The organism is Paenibacillus faecis (genome assembly GCF_008084145.1).
Taxonomy (GTDB): domain Bacteria; phylum Bacillota; class Bacilli; order Paenibacillales; family Paenibacillaceae; genus Fontibacillus; species Fontibacillus faecis.
The window spans coordinates 1,003,439-1,026,877 of record NZ_VSDO01000001.1; the positions used below are offsets into that span (position 1 = coordinate 1,003,439).

Annotated in this window: 20 protein-coding genes; 7 read left to right on the forward strand and 13 right to left on the reverse strand. The window is 51.4% G+C overall.

What is annotated here, in order from left to right:
• Positions 1–85 precede the first annotated feature (85 nt).
• Positions 86–937, reverse strand: coding sequence for an AraC family transcriptional regulator (locus FRY98_RS04630; RefSeq protein WP_225038275.1), 852 nt, complete (start codon positions 935–937; stop codon positions 86–88).
• Positions 938–1,149: 212 nt separating this feature from the next.
• Here FRY98_RS04630 and melA point away from each other — a divergent pair, with 212 nt between their 5' ends.
• Complete coding sequence (melA, locus tag FRY98_RS04635; RefSeq protein WP_148450549.1) at positions 1,150–2,448, forward strand: alpha-glucosidase/alpha-galactosidase; 1,299 nt, start codon at positions 1,150–1,152, stop codon at positions 2,446–2,448.
• Positions 2,449–2,833: 385 nt separating this feature from the next.
• On the opposite strand, the gene FRY98_RS04640 is transcribed toward melA, so the two are convergent.
• The 6 genes from FRY98_RS04640 to FRY98_RS04665 all read right to left on the reverse strand — a co-directional run bounded on the left by FRY98_RS04640 (position 2,834) and on the right by FRY98_RS04665 (position 11,597).
• Positions 2,834–4,189 (reverse strand): ABC transporter substrate-binding protein, encoded by a 1,356-nt coding sequence (locus tag FRY98_RS04640; protein WP_170287026.1) that lies wholly within the window; start codon positions 4,187–4,189, stop codon positions 2,834–2,836.
• A gap of 13 nt (positions 4,190–4,202) precedes the next feature.
• Positions 4,203–5,807, reverse strand: a complete 1,605-nt coding sequence (locus FRY98_RS04645; protein WP_225038309.1) for a M56 family metallopeptidase — start codon at positions 5,805–5,807, stop codon at positions 4,203–4,205.
• Positions 5,808–5,825: 18 nt separating this feature from the next.
• Positions 5,826–6,197, reverse strand: a complete 372-nt coding sequence (locus tag FRY98_RS04650; RefSeq protein WP_148450552.1) for a BlaI/MecI/CopY family transcriptional regulator — start codon at positions 6,195–6,197, stop codon at positions 5,826–5,828.
• 160 nt (positions 6,198–6,357) lie between these two features.
• A complete protein-coding gene (locus FRY98_RS04655; RefSeq protein ID WP_148450553.1) occupies positions 6,358–7,095 on the reverse strand; it encodes an MBL fold metallo-hydrolase in 738 nt (245 codons plus the stop codon).
• Positions 7,096–7,391: 296 nt separating this feature from the next.
• On the reverse strand, positions 7,392–7,748 hold the full coding sequence (locus FRY98_RS04660) for a glyoxalase superfamily protein (protein WP_148450554.1): 357 nt from the start codon (positions 7,746–7,748) through the stop codon (positions 7,392–7,394).
• A gap of 672 nt (positions 7,749–8,420) precedes the next feature.
• Positions 8,421–11,597: a bifunctional cytochrome P450/NADPH--P450 reductase gene (locus FRY98_RS04665; protein WP_148450555.1), complete on the reverse strand. Its 3,177-nt coding sequence runs from the start codon at positions 11,595–11,597 to the stop codon at positions 8,421–8,423.
• A 689-nt stretch (positions 11,598–12,286) separates the two neighbouring features.
• Here FRY98_RS04665 and FRY98_RS04670 point away from each other — a divergent pair.
• From FRY98_RS04670 to FRY98_RS04685, 4 genes are all read left to right on the forward strand, one after another.
• Positions 12,287–12,847, forward strand: a complete 561-nt coding sequence (locus FRY98_RS04670) for a glycerol-3-phosphate responsive antiterminator (protein WP_148450556.1) — start codon at positions 12,287–12,289, stop codon at positions 12,845–12,847.
• Positions 12,848–13,016: 169 nt separating this feature from the next.
• A complete protein-coding gene (locus FRY98_RS04675) occupies positions 13,017–13,829 on the forward strand; it encodes an MIP/aquaporin family protein (protein WP_148450557.1) in 813 nt (270 codons plus the stop codon).
• A 52-nt stretch (positions 13,830–13,881) separates the two neighbouring features.
• Positions 13,882–15,372: a glycerol kinase GlpK gene (glpK, locus tag FRY98_RS04680; protein WP_148450558.1), complete on the forward strand. Its 1,491-nt coding sequence runs from the start codon at positions 13,882–13,884 to the stop codon at positions 15,370–15,372.
• Between the two features lie 373 nt (positions 15,373–15,745).
• Complete coding sequence (locus FRY98_RS04685; protein WP_148451185.1) at positions 15,746–17,407, forward strand: glycerol-3-phosphate dehydrogenase/oxidase; 1,662 nt, start codon at positions 15,746–15,748, stop codon at positions 17,405–17,407.
• Between the two features lie 247 nt (positions 17,408–17,654).
• Here FRY98_RS04685 and FRY98_RS04690 read toward each other — a convergent pair whose 3' ends face one another.
• On the reverse strand, positions 17,655–18,881 hold the full coding sequence (locus FRY98_RS04690; RefSeq protein ID WP_170287027.1) for an RCC1 domain-containing protein: 1,227 nt from the start codon (positions 18,879–18,881) through the stop codon (positions 17,655–17,657).
• A 338-nt stretch (positions 18,882–19,219) separates the two neighbouring features.
• On the opposite strand from FRY98_RS04690, the gene FRY98_RS04695 reads away from it, so the two are divergent.
• Positions 19,220–19,423 (forward strand): hypothetical protein, encoded by a 204-nt coding sequence (locus FRY98_RS04695; RefSeq protein ID WP_148450560.1) that lies wholly within the window; start codon positions 19,220–19,222, stop codon positions 19,421–19,423.
• Positions 19,424–19,546: 123 nt separating this feature from the next.
• On the opposite strand, the gene FRY98_RS04700 is transcribed toward FRY98_RS04695, so the two are convergent.
• From FRY98_RS04700 to FRY98_RS04720, 5 genes are all read right to left on the reverse strand, one after another.
• Positions 19,547–20,116 (reverse strand): manganese catalase family protein, encoded by a 570-nt coding sequence (locus tag FRY98_RS04700; protein ID WP_148450561.1) that lies wholly within the window; start codon positions 20,114–20,116, stop codon positions 19,547–19,549.
• A 48-nt stretch (positions 20,117–20,164) separates the two neighbouring features.
• Positions 20,165–20,440 carry a spore coat protein CotJB gene (locus tag FRY98_RS04705; RefSeq protein ID WP_148450562.1) on the reverse strand — a complete coding sequence of 92 codons (276 nt, stop codon included), beginning with the start codon at positions 20,438–20,440 and terminating at the stop codon, positions 20,165–20,167.
• 4 nt (positions 20,441–20,444) lie between these two features.
• Positions 20,445–20,663 (reverse strand): spore coat associated protein CotJA, encoded by a 219-nt coding sequence (locus tag FRY98_RS04710; RefSeq protein ID WP_148450563.1) that lies wholly within the window; start codon positions 20,661–20,663, stop codon positions 20,445–20,447.
• A gap of 188 nt (positions 20,664–20,851) precedes the next feature.
• Entirely contained in the window at positions 20,852–21,133 is a 282-nt protein-coding gene (locus FRY98_RS04715; protein WP_148450564.1) for a hypothetical protein, read from the reverse strand.
• A gap of 387 nt (positions 21,134–21,520) precedes the next feature.
• On the reverse strand, positions 21,521–21,775 hold the full coding sequence (locus FRY98_RS04720) for a hypothetical protein (protein ID WP_148450565.1): 255 nt from the start codon (positions 21,773–21,775) through the stop codon (positions 21,521–21,523).
• 74 nt (positions 21,776–21,849) lie between these two features.
• Here FRY98_RS04720 and FRY98_RS04725 point away from each other — a divergent pair, with 74 nt between their 5' ends.
• Entirely contained in the window at positions 21,850–23,040 is a 1,191-nt protein-coding gene (locus tag FRY98_RS04725) for an IS4 family transposase (RefSeq protein WP_170287016.1), read from the forward strand.
• Positions 23,041–23,439: the final 399 nt, after the last annotated feature.

Sequence of the window (23,439 nt, forward strand, 5' to 3'; positions counted from 1 at the left end):
TCAACACCCGACAGATGTAACTTTTTACTGCCAGCCGACGTCATTTATATCGCGACTACGGACCCGGGCCGCTTAGCGACCCGGTCTATTGGCTATGGCCCCCCCTACGTTCCGTCCCTTCCCGAAAGTGCTTGGGCGAGCAGCCGTTCACCTTTTTAAACATTTTGGAAAAAAGGAACGGATCATTATAACCGACGGAACGTGAAATGTCGCTGACGGATAGCTCCGGGCGCCGAAGGAGTTCGGCCGCCCGCCGCATGCGGTACTCCAGCAGGAACCCCTGCAGGGAGACGCCGAACCGGGCTTTAAACAGACTGGACAAGTACGTCCGGTCAAGCCCGACGGATCGGGCGATCTCCAGCATGCTGATCTTCTGGCTGTAGCTGCTCTTGATGATTTCGATCGCATGGCTCACATAGACCTCCTTGGCGTCGGCAGTTCTCTCCTCCGCTTCAATGGGGGAACAAGAAATCAGCCCGGCCATCAAACGATAGAGGATACCGAGGCTGAGCGCATCGCCGCCGCGCTCCGGCCGTACGGACAACAGCTCGTCGTAGAAGCTCTCGAAGCCTCTTCCGGCGAGCGGTGTAAACACGGGGGTAAGCGGCGTCAAACAAGCTCGCTCCAAATACGTTTTCGCTTGCAGGCCCCGGAAACCGAACCAGGAGTACGTCCAGGGATCGGTGTCGGAAGCTTGGTAGTGCACGATCGTGCCAGGAGGAATCAAAAACCCCTCGCCCGCCCGGACGTCATATGTTTTGTCCGCGATGCTGAACAGCCCCCGTCCGCTATGGACGAAATGGATGATATAGGCATCCCGAACACCCGGGCCCCAAAAATGTCCGGGCAGGCACTCTTCTTTCCCAAAAAACAGCAGCTTCAAATCCATCTGCTCCTGGACATCCGAGTGGTAATAGGTTATATCGATGCGCGCCAAACCGTAAGCCTCCCTCCATACGCACTGCATTTAAATAAGCAATATTATACCATGCTCTATGCCGATCCGGCGGCCCCCTCCCCTAATTCAAGTTGGATAATGACATGTTTTCAAGGCGTCGCTCCATGTTCTGTTCGCGGACGGCGGGCGTATAGTGAAGGTACATGATAGCGCTATCTTAATATTTTGATCCTGATGGAGGGGATGAGTGGATGTCGAAGATTACTTTTTTAGGAGCGGGAAGTACGGTATTCGTCAAAAATGTGCTGGGGGATGTGATGCTGACGGAAGCGCTGCAAGGGTTCGAGCTCGCGCTGTTCGATATTGACGCCGAGCGCTTGAGCGACTCGGAACGTCTGCTTAACAGCATGACGGCATCGCTGGGGAGCCGCTGCACCGTCAAGGCCTACAGCGACCGCAAAGCGGCGCTGCGCGGCGCCAAATACGTCATTAACGCCATTCAGGTCGGCGGGTATGACCCTTGTACGATCACCGATTTTGAAGTGCCGAAAAAATACGGACTGCGTCAAACGATTGGCGACACACTGGGCATCGGCGGGATCTTCCGCAACCTGCGTACGATCCCGGTCATGCTTGACTTTGCCAGGGATATTCATGAGGTATGCCCCGATGCCTGGTTCCTCAATTATACGAATCCGATGGCGGTGCTGACGAATGTGATGAACACACACGGCGGCGTAAAAACGGTCGGGCTATGCCACAGCGTTCAGGTGTGCATGCCGCGTTTGTTCGAAACTCTCGGCATGGATCCGAACGGGGTGGAGACGAAGATCGCCGGCATCAATCATATGGCCTGGCTGCTGGAGGTCAAGCGGAACGGGGAGAATCTGTATCCGGAAATCAAACGACGGGCGGCCGAGAAGCAGAAAGAGATCCACGACGATATGGTCCGTTATGAGCTCATGTTCCGCTTCGGCTACTATGTGACCGAATCGTCCGAGCATTCCGCGGAATATCATCCGTATTTCATCAAGCGTTCGTACCCCGAACTGATCGAGCGCTTCAACATCCCGCTGGACGAATACCCGCGCCGCTGCATCAACCAGATTGAAGGCTGGGCAAAAATGCGGGAGAAGCTGTTCGCCAGCGAGCGAATCGAACATACCCGGAGCCTGGAATACGCGTCATATATTCTGGAAGCGATGGAGACCAATAAACCTTACAAAATCGGCGGCAATGTCATGAATACCGGCCTGATCACCAATTTGCCGGCGGAGGCCTGCGTCGAAGTTCCCTGCCTGGTCGACGCCTCCGGGGTGACACCGACTTATGTGGGCGCTCTGCCGCCGCAGCTCGCCGCGTTGAACCGGACGAATATCAACACCCAGCTTCTGACGATCGAAGCGGCGATGACCGGCAAGAAGGAGCACATCTACCACGCCGCCATGCTGGATCCGCACACGGCCGCCGAGCTGTCGATCGACGACATCGTCGCCTTGTGCGACGACCTGATCGAAGCGCACGGGGACTGGCTGCCGGCTTACAAATAAGCGAAAACCAAATTGAGGAAGCCACCTTTCGGATGAAAGGTGGCTTCCTCAACTCTCCGTTTGCGAATCATGACGAGACCGCCAATTATTTGATCCAATGCAAAACGGCATGGGGGAATATGACATTAAAGGGAGGAAACGTCCGGTAGTGGCAACAAAAAATCAACTATGCTTAAACTCAAAGATGGCCAGCAATATCGCCGAAAGCGTCATCCCTAAATAAAATAAGGCTAACAAACCCAGTCCACCTAAAACGATATATTTAAACAGCGACCCAATTCCTTTCCTCACCCTGATCCGCCCCTTACCCTTTTATACTTTCCGACCGGCATGCCTATATCCTAAATTTTATCATTCTAATGGCGGATAAGAAAGAACGTTCATATTAAGGTGTTTCTAACATCTCTGTCTTCATCGCTTGCTCCAACAGCGACTGGCCCGATGTGGATACAAACTCCATCGCCTCTTTCAAAGTCTTTTCTTTCCGCACAACCTTATCCAGTTCATCGCTTGTCAGCGTCTTGAATTTGTCTGCAAACGAATCCGGAAGTTTGGCCTCGCGGCCGTAATCGACCGATAACGGTCGCAATTTGTTAAAAGCCTCCAACCGGCTATCGTTATAATGACTCGTCCGCGTCAACAAGCTGCTGTGGATGACTCGCGCTTTGATGGAGGCGTAGTCATCGCTGTTTACATACTTGATAAAATCCCATGCAGCCTCCAGGTTGGGGGTGCCTGAGCGAATGGCGAAGATTTGACCGACCTCGACGTCGCGTGAAGCGGACCGATCTGCGGGATCGACAGGCCCCGTGACGGTATCGAATGAAAAGGTTTTGTACTTCGGCATCGTCTTAGTCAGACTCTCCAGAGTTTCCAGCAAACCCGCATCGTCCAGCTTCATCGCTACCCGCCCTTGCAAGAATAAATCATTGTCCAGATAGTCCTGCAGCGAGCCGCCGTAAAACGGGGTTTCCGGCAAATAAACGGTACCGGATTGAACCGCGCTTACCGCCATGTCCCAAACATCTCTCCACGAATCCGTATTCAAGGTCACCTGCATCGTTTTCGGGTTTACCGCGGACAATCCTTGCGTTCCGGCAATTCTGTCGGCCAGGGAACCCGCCGATTGCACGAAAGGAACGCTCAGACCGTAGATGCGCCGCTCTCCTTGTCCGTCCGCAGGGAACCTGGCAGCCAATTGTAGGATTTCCCGCCAGGTCATGTTATCCTGTGGAGGACGAACGCCATACTGTTTGAACAAATCCGCATTATAGTATAGTGCCGGGACGTAAAAGGTTGGACTAAGTCCGTAGAGTTGTCCCACTCCCAGTTCCCTCAAAAAGTCGACAATCGGCCCCTGCATGCCGGAAAGCTCGTATTGATCGGACTTGATGAACGGTTCGAGGCTTGACAGCAGACCTTCCTGCACAAAACGTTCGTATTCACTAGAGGATAAATAGAATACATCCGGATTCTCGCGTTGAATGAATTCACGCAATGCCACACTATACTCCTTCGCCGGGTCTATCGTGCTTGAATCCAAAACAGCGACTTCCACATCGACATCCCCGTACCTGCTTAAAAACAAATCCCCGTAATCTTCATAAAAGCTCCTCTCCCCAAAATACATCACTTTTAGGAAACGATGCCGTGTTGTTTGCCCGGACGTAGGGTAACACCCTGCAATAAGCAAACATAGGGCGATAAAACCTATGCCCAACCGCATTTTTCGTCGAAGCATCCCCGGTCCCCCCTTAAAGTACATTCAATTCCACCGTTATCAGATCAGCGGGCAATTTCAAGCGGTCCGCCAAAGTTTGAACGATCTCGGCCCGAATGGCCTCCGGGTCGCTGACGTGGTTGTTCAAAGACTCGATCACCCAAGCATCAATACGCGATAGTTGAGTCTCCAGTTGAGCGTAGTTCGCATAATCCAATACCTTACTGGAGGCATATACTTTGGCTGCGTAAGAACTTTTCTCGCTCCCGCAACGGCTGCTCAGCGGAATTTTGTCCACTCCAGGGAATGTAATCGTACCATCCGCCAATTGAAAATCGATCGGATCCGAGTATGGAATCGCCTCTTGTTTATAAATGTCATAGATGTCGGCATCGGTTAGCTCGTTTATTTGACGGTCGAGTTTAACGAAATGCCGCTCCTCTTTCCGTTCGTCCTCCGTTAGCGAGGATTCGCTGCCGGTCTGAGCCTCGTAACTGATGTCAACGTCGGTCGTGGAAAAAGTCACCGCAGAAACCGATGCAACCGAGGTGGACTTCATGTTCTGGGGAGATAACATGGCAGACGCCGGTTCTACCTTGGCATCCACCACCGTAGCGACCCCGACTCCGGCCAATGCAACAACAACTGCGGATATTCCGGATAAAATAGCCGAACGTCTGCTTCTTTTCGTTGCCTTCAAAATATGCACCAGCCTGTCTCTAATCCAAGCGGCGTTTTCGCTAAAGCCGGTAAATATCCCGGCCGCCCTGGGGGTTGTCGAGCGTTCGAGCACATTCAGAATGGTTTCGCCGTAGAAACGTCTTTCCTGCTCGGGAATTCCGGCAACAACCTGCTGGTCGCAGGACATTTCCATGTAGCGGTCGAGGTCTTTACGCCAACGATAGACCGCGGGGTTAAACCAATGGATCGAACAAGCCAGCAGAGCCAGCACCTTCAAGTGTAGATCCTTCCGTTTGTAATGGATTAGTTCGTGGCGAAAAATGAGCCGCAATTCCCGTTCTTTCAGCTCGATTTCCGGTAATACCAGAGTCGCCTGCCTCAGTCCGATCAGCATGGGCGTGCGCACGGCATCATTCGATTGAAGCGAGACGCTACCTTGAATCCCCATTTCCCGTTTAATGGAGGCGAACAATTCCAGGGCTTCCCCTTCCACGGGAAGATTGGTACGCCGAAGTCTGGCGCGGAACCGGAAATAGGCCGACAATGATCGAAAGCCCGTAACCCCCAATCCCGCCAGCCAAACGAACGGCAGCCAAAACCCGATTTGGGGCAGCAAAGCTTGCAACTCCGTCGAAACTCCCCAATTCATCCAAATGTTTGTGTAACCCGGTGAATTTGTCCAGATCCGGCCGATTGCCGCTCCCTGATCCGCAAGGTATACGGTTGTTTGCTGCAGCATCGGGTCAGCCTCGGTCAGCCCGTTTAATTCATGAGGGCGCATATACATCAATCCGCCGATAACTCCGATCGGCAGAAGCAAAAACAGCAGTACGATCTTATGTGTACGGTAATGCCACTGGGCGTCGAATAATTTGTATGTGAGCGGCTTCGCAAGCCATAGCGCGCCAAACAAGATCGTTCCCGTTATCGATAGGACGACCACCGTGATCGCCAACATCGTTCCCACTCGCTCCCCCTACCTTTCGGAAAACCATTTTTTCAATTCTTCTATCTCCTCGGGGCTGATGTCATCGGCGTCATATAGGGCCGCGAGTAAATTTTTGACCGAACCTTCGTGAACTGTTTCCAGAAAGGCTCTCGTTTCCAGATGTTTGTACTCGTCCTCGGAAAACACGGGAGTATAGTAGTTGACCTTCTTCCGCTTCTCCGTCCGCAGCAGCCCTTTTTCGGTCAAACGGGTCAAAAAAGTCAAAACCGTGGTCGGCTTCCAGTCCTTCCGTTTGTTCAGTTCGGCAAGGATAACCTGGGAGGTTACCGGTCCGCCCGCCGCCCAAACCACACGCATGACCTCTGACTCCGCCTCCGACATCTTTTGCACGGATTTCATAACAACGCTCCTTTGTGATCAACCGCGTATTTTCTACAACTTGTAGTTTATAAATTAAATTCTACAAAATGTAGAATAAAAAGTCAACTTGATACCTCCCATCGCAATAAATGAGATTAGCCCGGCTTTTTCGCCGGGCTTCTTTCATCTCTCTTTTTGATTAATCATACTCCCGCAACAACTGCCGAAGCGCGGCTTCCGCATCGCCTTGATAGATTCCGCCATGATAACAAATCAGTTGCGAAATACGGTAGTTCAGCAATCTGTGAATGGACTTGACCGCTTCCTCCAAATCCTCCGCATACTGCGGGTTGGCTAAGCCGAGTTTCCCGTCTTCGGTTATGGCGACCGCGTCTCCGGCGATCAGCGTTTGGCTGGCCGGTAAGTAGAAGGAGATATGCCCGGCGGTATGCCCCGGTGTCGGAACAACCTCGATCCCTCCGCACCAAGGCAGAAGCTCTCCTTCAAGCAACGGCCGGGTCACTTCAACCGGCTCGATCGTTTTCAAGAAGCCGATAAACTGTTCGACCGCTTGTTTCTCCTCCGCGGGGATTTGAGACAAAGAAGCTTCCGCCTGCTCGATCCGTAACGCTTTCCGGCCTCCGGTTATATAAGGGATTTCCGGCCCGTACGCCATAATCTCCACGCGCGGATATGTCCGTTTCAGCGCCGCGGCGGAACCCATATGGTCCATATCATGATGTGTCAACAGTAATTTGGTTATCGCATCCAGGCTGAACCCCGATCTTGCCGCAGCAGCTTCCAAGCGAGGCAAAAACCCGGGATAACCGCAATCGATAAGAATTAATTCCGCGTTGCCCTTGATTAGCGTCGGCCAAATGGTTTGCTGTTCTCCGTTCTGATCGAATTCGATTTCCAAGCCATGTATTTCAGCCATCTTAACTCCCCTATTTTTCATGATAAAAAGATACGTTGATCCACCCGGCACCTGGGACCTTCCGTAATGCGAACGGCTGTGCCAAGAGCGGCTGCAACCTTTTTAAAATCCTTTTCACCTCCCGCTGAATTGAAGATCCCGTGCACAACGTAATCATAGCAAGGCCAGGGGACAGATGATAGTACCCCATCGGGTACTATCTGGGATAATCTCCGTAAATCATCCGAATATGCAAAAAAACCTGTCTTATCGACAGGTTGGTGGTTGGTACTTTATCAGTTTACGCCTCGTTTCTTTTAAACAAGGGTGCAAATACGTAATTGATTGCCATCCGGATCCACGACTTTCATCATGCGAAGCCCTTCCAGATTCTCATTTGGTGGCTCAGTGATGCGGATATCCTTTTTGCTCTTTAATTCCTCGTACCAGCTATCCACATCCGGAACAAAAAAATGAATTAATCCACCAACTTGGCAGTCTCCGGTATGTTCCGTCAAATAAATGGTCATTTCATCCCTGGAGATCTGAACAAAAACGGGAAAATGTGGTTCATACCGATGTTCCCAGTCGATTTGAAAACCCATTCCCTCCACGTAGAAGGCCTTACTTTTTTCATAGTCCGTTATACGAAATGCAGGAATCACTGTTTGCATATTTCCCCTCCTCTAATTTAGGTATCGTAATTCTTATTCAACGAACGAATTGTATTATCCTTCCAGTTGATTCCAAACAAAACCACCCGTGTGAACGGGTGGTTTGCTCAAAGGCTATAAGCCTTAATTACCGGCTCGCATCTAAAGGCGCTAGCTTTCACTACTAGTCCCCCGTCAAACAACCTTGATAACATAAAATTCCTGCATATCTGCATGCTTTTTTCCTGTTTAAACTCAAAATTTCTAAATACCTGCAAATCTGCAGGAATTTTCGACGAAGCCGGCTCGTTTTTCTAAAATCGCTGGAAATGCCTGCAGATTTGCATCTTTTTTCGCATTCCCTCGGGAATCGGCTTAAATACCTGCAGATTTGCATCTTTTTGGAGTTTGATGCTTCGAAGCTCGGAAGCACACTAGGCGCCTCTTTGGATGTGACATATCACTTCGATTAGCCATTAGGCAACCTTTTCCTTTCGTTATACATCGTAGCTTGAACATTCCTATGATAACGACCCCATCAGGTGGTTTGTTGTTTCGCACGCTTCGCGAGCTCAACTGGCTAAAGCCTCAAATAAAAAGGACGCCCCCGTGCCTTCGCTTGGGTTGCGTCCTTCTCACGTTTATTCCACTTCCAATACTGTTGAAAGCACGTAGGCGGTGGCATGCCGTACTTTAAATGCCGGTCCACACGTCCTTGGCATATTGGCCGGTACTCAGCAAGCCGTCTAGCCAACGGACCGCCGTCGCTTCATCACATTGATGGACTTCTTGATAAGCGTCCCGGAGGGTAGCCTCCACATCGGGCGCCATCCGCGTACCGTCGCCGCATACATATAGGCGAGCCCCTTGATCCAGCAGGCCGATTAAACGCTCTTTGTCCTCCTTCAGCCTATCTTGAACATACACCTTGCATGACTCGTCCACCCGTGAGAAAGCGGTATGCAGCTTGACGATGCCCTCCGCCTCGAAGGCTTCCAGCTCCTCTTTGTAGAGAAAATCCTCATTGGGCCTTCTGCAGCCAAAATACAAATGAGCTTCCCCGAGCGTTCTGCCTTCCTCACGCTGCGCCGCGCGCGCCTGAAGAAACCCGCGGAACGGGGCCAACCCGGTGCCCGGACCGATCATGATCATCGCCGTTTCGGAATGTTCCGGCAACTCGAATCCCGAGCCTGGCCGTCTGATAAATACGGCCACCGCCTCTCCTTTCCCAAGCTCCCGCAAATAGTTCGAAGCGATCCCGCGGTATTCCCCGTGTCCGCTTCGCGCCGGACCGGCAACGACCGCGACCGTGATGCTGACCCGGTTCCGCGACTTTTTGGGCGAGCTTGATATGGAGTAATACCTCGGCTTTAATGGCGGCAGCAGTTCAAGGAAACGATCGAACGGCATTTCGCAAGCCGGGTAGCGTTCGAGCAGCTCCAGCATCGTCACCCGCTTTTTCATAATCTCGTTCTGATAGGTTCCTTCCTCAAGCATCGCTTCCAGTTCTTTTTTGTGAGGAGGACAGGTCGTAAATGCCGCCATTTCCCGCAGTTGGGCCCGGCTGGCCGTCTCCTGCAGCTCGACGCTGTTTCCGAGCAGTTCCATCAGACCGACCGGCTTGCCGAGCGGCAGATGAGCCGCGCTGCGTCCGCCGCCTTCCAGAAGCAAGTGGTCGTCCGGTCGCAATTGAAACCGCCGGATCACCCGTTCGATCAAAGAGCGGGGATTCCGCGGCAGCACGCCGAGATGGTCGCCTTCCCGATATTCCGCCCCTTCGGGGAGGGCTATCTCAATATGACGGGTGCTTCTGTCGCTTTCCGGACTCTGCAGCTCCCGGTTTTCCACAATTTCCGCATGAAAAGCGTCATAGGTCTCGGCTAGCGGCGTACCGACCATACCGCTGACGAAACGAAGCGAGAGCGTGCTTTCCTGTTTCTCGATTCCCTTGTACTTCAGCCCGAAAGCGTCCATGATCCCGGCCCATAGCTTATCCCTCCAAGCTTCATATTGAAGCTCGAAGTCACCGCTGGCGTCCCCTTCTCCCCGCTCTAGCAAGCGCTCGGCGCCCAGCTCCCGGAGACGCTCGTCGATAAAGACGGGGACTTTTTGGTACGTGCTGGCCCAGTTATGGTCCCCGCAGCCGAAAACGGCATACCGGACTCCCTTCAATTTGCCGGCCTCTTCTCCGGATAACCACTCCACAAATTGTCTGCCGTTATCGGGCGGGTTCCCGTTGTAAGAGGCGCTGACGATGAGAACGGCCCCGTCCGCGGGAAGCTTGCCCACGAAGGAATCCATACTTGCGGCCTCGCTTCTGAATCCCAGCAGTCTGCCGTTATCCGCCAGCTCCCGCGCGATCCCCTCGGCGGTGCCCAAGTTGGAGCCGTACAGCACCAGAAGCGGCGTATCGTGTCCTTTCAGATCCGAATCGGGCTGAATAAACGCCGACTCCCGGCTGCTCTCCGCAGCGGTTTCCTCGGGATTCGCGATCCCGATCATCGGCTGTCGTCTGATTTTGACCTGCATCGTAAACTGATCCGGCTTGAGCGTCAGTGTTTCTTTTACCTTCAGCTTGTATTGGGTATGATCCACCGGTTCAAAATGCTTCAGCAGCATGCCAAGCACCAACGTCGCTTCGTGCAGGGCGAACTGCTGGCCGATGCAGGCCCGCTGCCCGTTCCCGAAAGGCTTGAACGCGTGATGCGGGATCTTGGCTTCGTCTTCGAAGCGCTCGGGCCGGAATTCTTCGACTTCCTCCCCCCAGACTTCCTTGTCCCGGTGAAGGATCGGAATCAGAACCGTTACCGCTTCGTTTTGGCGGATCGGATACTTGCCGCCGAGGAGGGTGTCTTCTTTCGCGTATAAAGAGAAAGCCGGAGCGGTCGGCCATAATCGCAGGCTTTCATTCAAAATCATGCGAATGTACTTCAAATCCCTGACCTGTTTATAGCTCGGCACGGGATCCGTCAGGATGCGATCCACTTCCTCCTGGGCTTTTTTCAACTTGTCCGGATGTTTAAGCAGGAAATAAAAAGCGAAGGACAGCAAACCGCTGGTCGTCTCGTGACCCGCTATGAGGAAGGTGATGATCTGGTAGCGAATATTCTCGTCATCCAGCGCCTCGCCCGTTTCGGGATCTTTGCTGGTCAGCATGTGCGCAAGCAAATCGTCCTTGCCTTCGGTTTTGCCGGCACGCCGCTCGGCGATAATTTGGTCCACCGTCGAGAACATCGACTGAATGTCATGATTAAACTGACGTTTGGTCACCAGCATGAGTTTGTTCTGAATACCCAGCCGCTGCCCCTGGTTCATCGCCTCATCCAAAGCTCTTGTCATGCTAAGCACGAAAGGGTGCGGGTGCTCCCGGTAAAAGCTGTTAAAGCGGTAATTGAAACCGCATAAACCGATCGTGTCCAGCGTTAGCCGGGTCATATCATCCGGGACATTGACGGACTCCCCCGGATTTAGCCGGGCCCATTTCTGCGTAAGCTGAAGCGCAATGTCCACCATCATTCCATGGTATCCCTGCATGGCTCTCTGACTGAAGCTGGGGAGCAGAATATGATGCGCTTTTTTCCAGTTCGGTTCATACGTCCAGCTCGTAAACAATCCGTCTCCCGCGAACGCTCTTACCCTCTGCAGCGGACTCCACACGTTTTTGTCAAACTTGGACTGGTCACAGGCCTCCTCGACATAACGATGCCCCGAGATGATGGTTTGCTGACCTCCCGGAAGATCCAGGCGGAAGATGGGGCCGTATTCCTTGGCGAGCTTCATGAAGGACTGCACCGGCCGATCTGAATCGATATCGGGGAGATTTCCAAGAATACCTTTCGTTTTCGGCTGCGGAATAGATGGGTGTTCCATTCCAAATCCTCCTTCCTTGTTCCAACATATGAAAAGGTTTGACCTTGGAGGAAATTATATACTCACCCTCCAGGAATTAAAGAAACTAAAATATGTCCCACGCACGAGACATACTTCTCCAATAACACAAATATTGGAAGGTGAAACAGATGAAAGTCGGTTTTTTGGAAAATTCTGTGACAGATTTGTTCGGATATAGAAGCCCTTATTTTAGGGAAAAGCGGGCAAAACCCACGATCGTTGCATTAACCAGAGGGGACTAGCGGCTGTAACAGCCTCCCTTTGAGCCAGACGGGTGGGTAAATAAGGGCCATTTTAGGCGCTATTTTGTCGAATTTGGCTCTTCGGTGCGAAATAGAGGTCATTTGGGGCCTTATTTTAGAGAAAGTCGGGCAAAAACCAGATTTCTGAGCTCATGCCAGAGAAATAAGGCCTTTTTTGACCGCTATTTTGCCTTCGGAGCCGGATTAGGCCGAAATAACTGCCCAAAAGGCCGCTATTATCCTTCCATCGCTTGCCTCGAAGCGATTCGATCGGAAATGTTGCAGTTCTCGGAAGCGCGTTCAAAATCGGCATTCGGATTTACTCGGATTCGGAACGGGCGATTTTAAAATCGCTCCATGTGCTTGCCTAGGATTAAAATCACACTTATCATGGAATGTACACGTCTGACCAAAGGGGCCTGAGATATGAATTTCTATGAACAGCGAATATTGCCTGCGTCGCGGCAGATGAAAGATTTGGAGAAGGCCGTGGCCTCCTCGTATGAGTATCTCGTGCTGCTCGATGTCCATATCGCCCAGCTCAAACACGCCTGCGGCATGGTGCATCAAGCGAACAAAAAGCTGTTTTTGCACATGGATCTGATTCAAGGCCTGCAGAGCGACGGATACGCGACCGAGTATCTTTGCCAGGAGTACCGGCCTTACGGGATATTATCCACCAAGTCCAGCGTCATTCAAAAGGCAAAGCAAAAAGGTGTCGTCGCCGTGCAGCGCATCTTTTTGATTGACAACAGCGCCTTGGAGAAAAGCTGCAAGCTGCTGGAGAGCACGCAGCCGGATGTCATCGAAGTTTTGCCCGGCGGCATGCCGAGCGTGATCCGCAAGGTGAAAGACCGAACGAACCTGCCGATTCTGGCGGGCGGATTCATCTCTTCAAAAACTGATGTAGAACTGGCTCTGCAAGCGGGCGCCGAAGCGGTGACCACTTCGAACAAGAATTTGTGGCGAGAATTTGAAAAAAAGTGATTGACAACGTTTACAAATTTAAATAAAATTTGATTCAAGTTAATAATGTTATGGAGACTCGGAGATCTACATGGAAGGTGCCCCACCCCGGCATGGGTGGTTTGAGCGCATACTTGATGTAGGTCTTTTTGTGTTCTCCGAACATGGATAATCATGGGGAGGGGTTTTCATGTCAGCGTTTTGGGGAGAGTTGATTGGAACCATGATACTGATTGCACTGGGCGGAGGCGTATGTGCAGGCGTATCACTTAAAAAATCTTTTGCGGCGAATTCGGGCTGGATCGTCATCACGTTGGGTTGGGGGCTGGCGGTCGCGATGGGCGCCTATGCGGTAGGTTCGATCAGCGGCGCCCATCTCAATCCGGCGCTGACCCTGGGGCTGGCGCTGATTGGGAATTTCCCCTGGGCCGACGTCCCCTCGTACATCGCGGCGCAAATGCTCGGGGCCATCCTCGGGGCCGTCATTGTGTACCTGCATTATTTGCCGCATTGGAAGGCGACGGAAGATCCGGCCACCAAGTTGGGTGTATTCGCCACTGGTCCGGCCGTGTTCCATCCTTTCTCCAACTTGATGAGCGAAATGATCGGGACGTTCATTCTGGTGCTCGGGATTTTGGCCATCGGCGCCAACAAGTTTACGGATGGGCTAAACCCGCTGATCGTCGGCTTTCTGATCGTCAGCATTGGCTTGTCGCTAGGCGGAACGACCGGATATGCGATCAATCCGGCGCGCGACTTGGGACCGAGAATCGCGCATGCGCTGCTGCCGATCGCGGGCAAAGGCGGCTCCAACTGGAGGTACGCCTGGATCCCGGTCGTAGGGCCGCTGCTGGGCGGGTCGCTGGGGGCGCTATTTTACAAGAACGTATTCCTGGGCCAATCGGACCCGGCCATTTGGGTCGTGGCGGGTATAGCGGTCATCATCTTCGGTATCGCGCTTATTTTCTCCGGCAAAAGCGTCAAACACAGCGTATCATTGTAAGCGCAATCATATGATTGATCATACTTAATTCTATAATATGGAGGAAATTCACATGGAAAAATACATTTTGTCGCTGGATCAAGGCACAACGAGCTCGAGAGCCATTTTATTCAACAAAGCGGGCCAAATCGTCCACGTCGCGCAGAAAGAGTTCACGCAAATTTTTCCCGAACCGGGTTGGGTAGAGCATAATGCTCTGGAAATCTGGGGAACGGTGCTCGCCGTCATCGCGACTTGCCTGATCGAGTCCGGCGTGAAGCCGAGCCAAATCGCCGGCATCGGCATTACGAACCAACGCGAGACGGCGGTCGTATGGGATAAGGAATCCGGCCGCCCGGTCTACAACGCGATCGTATGGCAATCCAGACAGACGAAAGCGATCTGCGACGAATTACAAGCCGCCGGCCACGGCGAACTGTTCCGCTCCAAAACGGGGCTGCTGATCGACTCTTATTTTTCGGGTACGAAGGTCAAATGGATTCTCGATCATGTCCCGGGTGCCCGGGAAAAAGCGGAGAACGGCGAGCTGCTGTTCGGCACGATCGATACGTGGCTGATCTGGAAGCTGACCGGAGGCGAAGTGCACGTTACCGACTACAGCAACGCTTCGCGCACGCTCATGTACAACATTCATGAATTGAAATGGGACGATGAACTGCTGGAGCTGTTGACGATCCCGAAGCAGATGCTCCCCGAAGTGCGCTCCTCTTCAGAAATTTACGGCAAGACGGTCAACTATCATTTCTTCGGCGAGGAAATCCCAATTGCCGGCGCTGCAGGGGACCAGCAGGCCGCCCTGTTCGGGCAGGCTTGCTTCAAAGAAGGCATGGCCAAGAACACCTACGGCACCGGGTGCTTCATGCTGATGAACACCGGCGAACAGCCCGTTCAATCTTCGCATGGCCTGCTGACGACGATCGCCTGGGGCATCGACGGCAAAGTGGAATATGCGCTCGAGGGCAGCGTATTCGTGGCGGGCTCCGCCATCCAATGGCTCCGCGACGGCCTGCGCATGCTCAAGGAGTCGAAGGACAGCGAGCAGTACGCAAGCAAAGTGGATACGACCGACGGCGTGTATGTCGTTCCCGCGTTCGTCGGACTGGGGACTCCCTATTGGGACAGCGAAGTGAAAGGAGCCATCTTCGGCTTGACGCGCGGCACTTCCAAAGAGCATTTTATCCGCGCCACCCTGGAATCGCTCGCTTACCAGTCCAAAGACGTGCTCAGCGCCATGGAGGCCGACTCTTCAATAGAGCTTACCAAACTACGCGTGGACGGTGGAGCGGTGCAGAACAATTTCCTGATGCAGTTTCAGAGCGATATGCTCGGCGTACCGGTGGAATGTCCGCAAGTCTATGAGACGACAGCGCTCGGCGCCGCTTATCTGGCCGGCCTGGCCGTCGGATATTGGGAGAGCCGGGATGAGATTGCGGCGCAGTGGAGCATCGACCGCGTCTTTACGCCGACGATGCCGGAAGCGCGGCGCGGTGAATTGTACGCCGGCTGGGCCAAAGCGATTAAGGCGACCATGGTATTCAAATAAGGCCGGAAATATGCTACAATTTTTAGAGGTTGTTCAAAAAGTCATCTTTCCAGGACGAAGCAGAGCTCGTGAAGTGGATTCGACGTCGAATCTTGAATTCAGCCGGGCCCTCCGTTGCTCACGTAGATCTGTCTACGCTCCGCTACTCGGTCCCTGGCTTCATCCAACCTTCTCGGTCCTGAAAACCTGAACTTTTTGAACACGTACTATTAATAAGTTAATATTTAAATTCGGTTGGAGAAGCTTGAAACCGCAATTACACTTTAGCCCTGGGCTGAGGTGTCATTGCGGTTTTTTTGTTCATTACGGTCAGAGGTTGTTGAAACCGCACTATTACGCCGTCTTTATGACGAGGGAGGTTATTGGAATGACAGTGACATTTTCCGCGACAAACCGCAAAGCGATAGTGGAAGCCATGAAGCAGCAACCGCTGGATCTTATTGTGATCGGCGGAGGGATTACCGGGGCCGGCATCGCCTTGGATGCGGCGACGAGGGGGCTGAACACGGCGCTGTTCGAGATGCAGGATTTTGCCGCCGGCACCTCCAGCCGCTCGACCAAGCTGGTGCATGGCGGCCTTCGCTACCTGAAGCAGTTTGATGTCAAAACGGTGTCGGAAGTCGGTAAAGAACGCGCCATCGTTTACGAGAACGGCCCGCATGTGACAACGCCGGAATGGATGCTGCTGCCCCTCTATCGCGGCGGCACATTCGGCAAATTCAGCACGGGCATCGGCCTGCGCGTCTACGACTTCCTGGCCGGGGTCAAGCGCGGCGAACGGCGCCGGATGCTGCCGCGGCAGGAGACGCTGGCCCGCGAGCCGCTGCTGAAACAGGAGGGGCTCGTGGGCGGCGGTTATTATGTGGAATACCGGACGGACGACGCCCGTTTGACGATTGAAGTTATGAAAGAAGCCGTTCGCTATGGCGCTAAGGCTATAAATTATATGAAGGTCGAATCTTTTTTATATGAAAACAACAAGGTTGCCGGCGTTCGCGTGGTGGATCAATTGGACGGCTCGGCGTACGAATTCCGGGCGAAGAAAATCATCAACGCCTCGGGGCCCTGGGTCGATGAGCTTCGCGACAAAGACGGGTCCAAGACCGGGAAGCACCTTCAATTGTCCAAAGGGGTCCATTTGGTCATCGATCAATCAAAGTTTCCGTTGAAGCAGGCCATTTACTTCGATACGCCGGACGGGCGGATGGTCTTCGCCATCCCGCGCGGCGGCAAGACGTACGTAGGCACGACGGATACGTTTTACAAAGCCGATCCGATTCATCCTGTCATGACGAAGGAAGACCGCGATTATATTATGGCGGCGATTCGCTACATGTTTCCGGCGGTTCAGCTTGCCGAGGCGGACATCGAATCCAGTTGGGCCGGCGTGCGGCCGCTCATTTACGAGGAGGGGAAAAGCGCCTCCGAAATCTCCCGCCGGGATGAAATCTGGCAATCTCCGTCCGGATTGATTACGATCGCCGGCGGCAAGCTTACCGGCTACCGCAAAATGGCCGAAACGATCGTCGATCTGGTCATGCGGCTATTAAGCCGGGAGGAAGGATTGGCGTTCGTGGCTGCGAAGACGAAACACCTGCCGATCTCCGGCGGCCATGTAGGCGGCTCCGACGCTTTTCCGCAGTTTGTCCGGCAAAAAAGCGAGGAAGGCGTTCGCCGCGGTTTGGATGCCGCGCTTGCCGAACACTGGGCGCGTCTGTACGGCTCCAACGTCGACCGGATCTTCGAACTGGCGGAGCGCCGGCGGGAAGGCGCGGAACAAAGCGGACTGCCGCCGGAAGTGCTCGTCCCGCTCCTCTATGCCATCGATGAAGAAATGACCGTCAAACCGGTGGACTTCTTCATTCGCCGTACGGGCGCGCTGTTCTTCAACATCCGGTGGGTACGCGAATGGAAGCAGCCTGTGATCGAATTTATGGCCTCCGCCTTCGGCTGGACCCCGGAACAGCGCGAAGCATATACGCAAGAGTTGGACATCGCCCTGCATCAAGCGGTCACTCCGCAGACGGAGCAGTGATGCATGAGCCCCGTCAGCAGATGAGCTATATTAAATACGGATCGTTTCTATCGCAGCACTACGGGTTGAATCTCAAAAATCTGAAAACCCCAAGCAGAAAAATGGCCCCGCAGTTTACTTGCGGGGCCATCTTGTCGCACTTCACCTCAAAAAATCTTCTTCTTAACCCGGTCATCCTTCAAAATTGCCTAACATTATGCTCGCTGCCCACCCAATAGAGCGAAGAACCAAAAAAGCAGTAGGAAGTTTAATTCCTTGCCCTCAGGCTGGAAAGCTTTACAGGGGTGGTTTGCATGGCATTGTTATATATATCCACACCGTTACCTTTCACGGTTCCCAAGTTGCCATTGCTGCTGCGGCCAAACAACCAGACAGAGCCATCCGTTTTAACAACAATGGTATGGTTGCCGCCGCTGCTAACGAAGGCTATATGATCCATCAATTTGACAGGGACGGTCTGCACGTAGAAATCTCCATGCCCAATATTCATTTCCTCGTTTCCGGTGTCGCCAATGCCCAACTGTCCCATGCCATTATTTCCGAACATCCATAATGAGCCATCCGCCTTGACTACGGCGGTGTGGCTGCCGCCACAGCTGACAGACACTGCGCCATCCATTACTTTTTCCGGGACGATAATGTTTTTAGTGCCTTTGAGACCGTTGCCCAGACGTCCTCCTTCGTTAAATCCCCATGTCCACAGGGAACCATCAGTCTTGACGGCGGCAGTGTGTAGTGCGCCTAGGCTAATGGCGGTCACATTGTCCATCACCTTAACAGGGACTAGGGAATCCTTTGTGGTGCCGTTGCCCAACTGTCCTTGTCCGTTACGTCCCCACATCCACAGAGTGCCGTCAGTCTTGATGGCGGCAGCGTGGCGGAATTCGCTGAGACTAACGGAAGCCACATTGTCCATCACCTTAACAGGGATTAAGGAATCCTTTGTGGTGCCGTTGCCCAGCTGCCCATAGTCGTTAGCTCCCCACATCCAAAGGGAACCATCTGTTTTGATAGCGGCAGTATAGCCAGAAGTGACAGAACTTCCTCCAAGACTAACAGCAGCGACATTATCCATCACCTTAACAGGAACTAAGGAATTCTTTGTGGTGCCGTTGCCCAATTGCCCGTAGTAGTTCTCCCCCCACATCCAGAGGGAGCCGTCAGTCTTAATCGCAGCAGTGTTTTTTCCGCCAGAACTGACAGAAACTACATTATTCAACACTTTTATCGGAACGGTTTGATAGGTGAAATCCCCTTTTGTTTTAGCGTTACCACGGCCGCCATTTCCTAATTGTCCTTCTTCGTTAAGTCCCCACATCCAGAGGGAACCGTTCGCATCAATTAAGCCGCTATGATCACTGCCTGCGCTCACAGCGGTCGGGCTGTTCACCGTACCTGTGCTGGCCATTGCCGGAACGGTTAAGCCGAGGCATAATACCAATGCCAGAGCAGGAAAAAGCAGTTTTCTATTCAATCCTTCCTCTCTCCTATCCTTTAAACCCAAAATTTTACCATCATATGACAGCATTCTAGCACTTTAGGCAAAGAGGGACAAGAATAATATAAGAAGTACCTTCCCCAGCAACTGCATGTACTCTCACTTTAGTACCGTACTTAGGTTATTAACTCAACTTTCGCAGAGCCAAAATTAGCTCAAAACAGTATATGTAGCTTAGTTTTAAAGTCAATTGGATGGTTGGATTGACAAAAATAGAAAAACACCGCTTCGTTTGGTAAAGTGAAAGTTGAAGAGTAATCACTACCCCACAGAAGGGGGGCCTATTCAAATTCCATGATAAGAAGGTGACTGTATTGCTGGAATTTATAGAATGGAATGTGCAAGGAAACCAACATGTTGTTATCTTCTTGCATAATGGTGAAGTTATTAGAGGAAAAGCTTTGGCTTTTCAAAAGAACATTTTAAGAATTAAATCAGAGGAGGTTATTCATAATATAAATATTGAGGAAATTTCTGATATTTTCAGTATAAGGAAAGCGGAAGGAATTGAGAATTGAGAATTGAGAATTAATAATCTAATTAAATATCCTTAAAGCCCTGTACACAAAAAAAGAACGCTCATCTCTGAACGTCCCTTACTGCCTTTCCTCACCTTTCCTCTACTCTGAACAAGCTTCTATCTAAAAAATCTTCTTCTTATCCCGGTCATCCTTCAAAATCTCCACGGATTCGCGGAACCGCAAGCTGTGCACGATCTCCCGCTCGCGCAGGAACTTCAGGCCGTCCTGCAGGTCGACGTCGTCGGTCATGTCGATCAGCCACTGGTATGTAGCCCGCGCTTTTTCCTCGGCCGCGATATCCTCGTACAGATCGGCGATCGGATCGCCTTTGGCCTGAATGTAGGCGGCTGTAAAGGGAACTCCCGAAGCGTTCTCGTAGAAGAGCGCCCGGTCATGGGCCACATAATGGCTGTCCAGGCCGGCGGCTTTGAGTTCCTCCACGGTGGCGTCTTTAGTTAATTTATAGACCATGGTAGCGATCATTTCGAGATGCGCCAGTTCTTCGGTGGCGATGTCGTTAAGGACCCCGATCACTTTATCCGGGATCGTGTACCGCTGATTCATATAACGCAAAGCGGCCGCCAATTCACCGTCCGCGCCGCCGTACTGCTCCATTAACAGCTTCGCCATATGGATATCGCATTTGCCGACCCGAACCGGATATTGAAGCTTTTTCTCATAGATCCACATTGCTTCGTAGTTACCTCCTTTAGCTCTTTAAGTGCAGGCGGCAGGTTTTTATACCTGCCATGGCCACGGGGCCTGCGACCATTCCCACGGATACTTGGAAAAGGAGCGGCCAAAATTTTGCAGCGGCCCGTAAAGTTGCTGAAAATGATTTGCCAAATGCGTCCGCTCCTGGGTTAACTGGTTGAACTGCTGGATTGCAGCCAAATCGTCCGGATGGGTATCGAGATAAAGGTTCAGCTCGACAAGCACGAAATCCAGTGCCTGAAGCTTCTCTAATAACGCGTAGTACTCCGGATCGCAATGCGGTTTGGATGTGGAACTCATTTCATCACCGTCCTTTTCCCCATCTGGATTCATAGGGACTGTACAATGCGGGCCACAACGTGCCATGTCTCAAAGCTTCCTGCGGAGTGAACTGGGGCCAATTAGGCGGCTGAAAGCAAATAAACAAATGCGGCGGGGTGCTGTAAGTTTTGCATGTTATGGGAGGGCATGGATCGCATGGGCCGATAAATGGGGCAAAAGATTGCTCATTCGGAAAACTCAATCTTGACTCCTCCTTCTAAGGGGTTCCATATCTGCACGGGACAACTTAGCCCCGGCATCCTCATCATTAACATATGACGTTCGCCCAGTTTCTGAACCCGATTTCCCGGGAAGACATAAAAAAAACGTCAGATCTTGTCCGTAAGATCCAACGTTGGCCACATTCGGTTTGCTTCCTTGTTCAATCGATTAGAACCTTGCGTTCAAGAAAGCAGGGGTAGCTATCAGAAAAAGGAGATAGATAATGGATGTAATCGTGATAGAAAAGGCTGGGTTTTTCTTTTTCGCCCAATAGCAGACTGCTATAAGTATCCCAAGTAACAACAGGAATAGAATCATCGACGTATACAACGTTACCGGATCATAAGGAAAAAAGGTTCCCCCAATGGACAGAAGCATGGCAGCCACCAAGAAATAACTAAAACCTCCAAATAAAGCGCTGATTCCCCAGATCATGAACTCTACTTTCATGGGGGCCTCCACCTCATATACCTTGTATTGTTTCCCAAAACTACCGTTCCATCAGACAACACTGAGCACTGCACTGATTAACATAGAATGCCTATATCCGCATGTATTTCGCCATCCCCTCTTGGATCGGCCTAAATTCCTGCAGATTTGCATCTTTTGCGGGATGGAAGGGTGCTTGCCACCTTGGTTACCGTGGGCTTAACACGGATTTTGATGTCTATGGGCTTGAGCATGAGTATGTACCCGAGTACCTTACTCCAAATCATAGTTGAAGCAGCGGATAACCCTAGCGTTACGTCAAACCTGACATAGCTGCCAGCCTTTATGAGACTTATTCGCCGATTTTAGCAGCGGCGTTGCGAACTGGGTCTGATCCCCGCAGTTTCTCTAGCCGCCCGCCGAATAACGGCCTTTTGGGCCGTTATTTTGGCCCGATTCGGCTCCACGGGCATAATAGCGGTCAAAAAGGACCTTATTTACCTTGTGCAGACCCCAAATCAGGGTTTGGGCCGCTTTTTTCCAAAAATAAGAGCCTAAACAGCCGCTATTCAGTTCCAATGAGCCAATTTCGACAAAATAGCGCCTTAAATGACCCTTATTCACCTCCCCTACCACTAGCGTTGCATTAAATTTCGCAGACAAAAAAGAAGACATCTCCTATTGTTGAGTTACCCTCGCGTTATCCATAAAAACGCCTCAACAATAAGGAGATGACTATGGATAACGTACCTAATCAAACTGTCATTTGTCAATGTCTAAAGTTATTAAATGTGGACCCTTCTCGTAATACATCTTTGGATTATCGTGCCCGGAAATTGTTTGTCGGTTCTGCGACTCTTCTGTTTATTGAGGCTCAGTTGCACCAGCGCGGTTCCTATAAAGTGATAGCAGAGCATTTAGCCGCCAATCGCGATTTTCAGAAATTCCTTCAACTCGAAAGTATCAGTGCTGCCCAGTTATCACGAAAAATGAAGCAACTGCCTATGGCAAATCTTCAAACGCTCTTTTTCTCGATCATGGAACGAATCAAGCAGCAAACGAAGAACTTGAAGGGAATTACTCCGGGTATTGGTAAACTAAATCTCTTAGATTCGACGGGAGTTACTCTGCCACCTATTCTCGCAAAATGGTGCTACTGTTCAGAAACCAATCACGGCGCGAAGATGCACACCTCCTTGGTCGTGGTGGACTCCAAAACCATGTATCCGGGTAAAATCATCGCCTCCACCAAGGATATCGCGGACCATGAAGTGGCTCTTGAATTCACGGTCGACAAAGACGCGACTTATGTGATGGATCGTGGTTACCAAGTGTACGAGCATTTTCAACAATGGCTAGAGGACAAGATCAAATTTGTATGTCGCGTCAAGGAAAATAGCCGGCTAACGATCATCCGGGAAAGGGAACTGCCCAAAAGACAGAAGGGTTTCATCCGTGATGCTGATGTGAAGCTTCCGGGCTTGCCTGGGGTTTTTCGCCTAATTGAGTTTTATGATGACCAGAAGCGTACTTATCGCCTTGTAACGAACCGTTTTGACTTGTCTGCACACCAAATCGCTGAGATTTACCGAAATCGTTGGCACATCGAGTTGTTTTTTAAGTGGGTCAAACAGCATATTCGATTAGTTAAACCACATGGATATACGCCAGAAGTCATCTGGAACCAAATGTATATCGCTTTAATCGCCTATGCTTTATGCTTGCTCGTCAAGTTGACCCTGGACTGTAAAAAATCGATGTGGGATCTTCTTCAACTGATTCGTATCTATGCGGAAAAGCCGTGGGAAGATCTGATGAAAGCCCTCTACCGCAAGCCAACACGAACCTCGAAGGGGCGAACCAAGCGAAATGGCAGGCCACCAAAAAAAGCAAAGAAGTCAATGGAGCCGAGACTGATCATACGCTAATGACAAATGAACAGGAATAGTAATTTTCAAAAAAAAGGATAATGCGTAGGGCCTTTTCCCCCTTAGCTTTTTTTGTTTAACCAAGAAAAACATAATGTAAAAATATTGATTAAAAGTAAATTTAGGGGAATTATTCATAATCAAATTACTTAATGCAACGCTAGTGCTCCCCTACCTCAAAACGGAGTTGGTCGCTGACCAATGTTCTCGATTTTAATTTGTTTAATGCAACTCGGGTGGGTTTTAACCCCTCTCTTATTTATCTCGGAGAATAAATCCAATAACTAATAGCATATTTTGTCGTTTTTTGAAAATATCATCATCGCGGCTACAATCGCGTTCATCCCCCTTCCCCATCAACAAAGCACAAAAAAAGCGCCAGATCTTGTCCATTTCAAG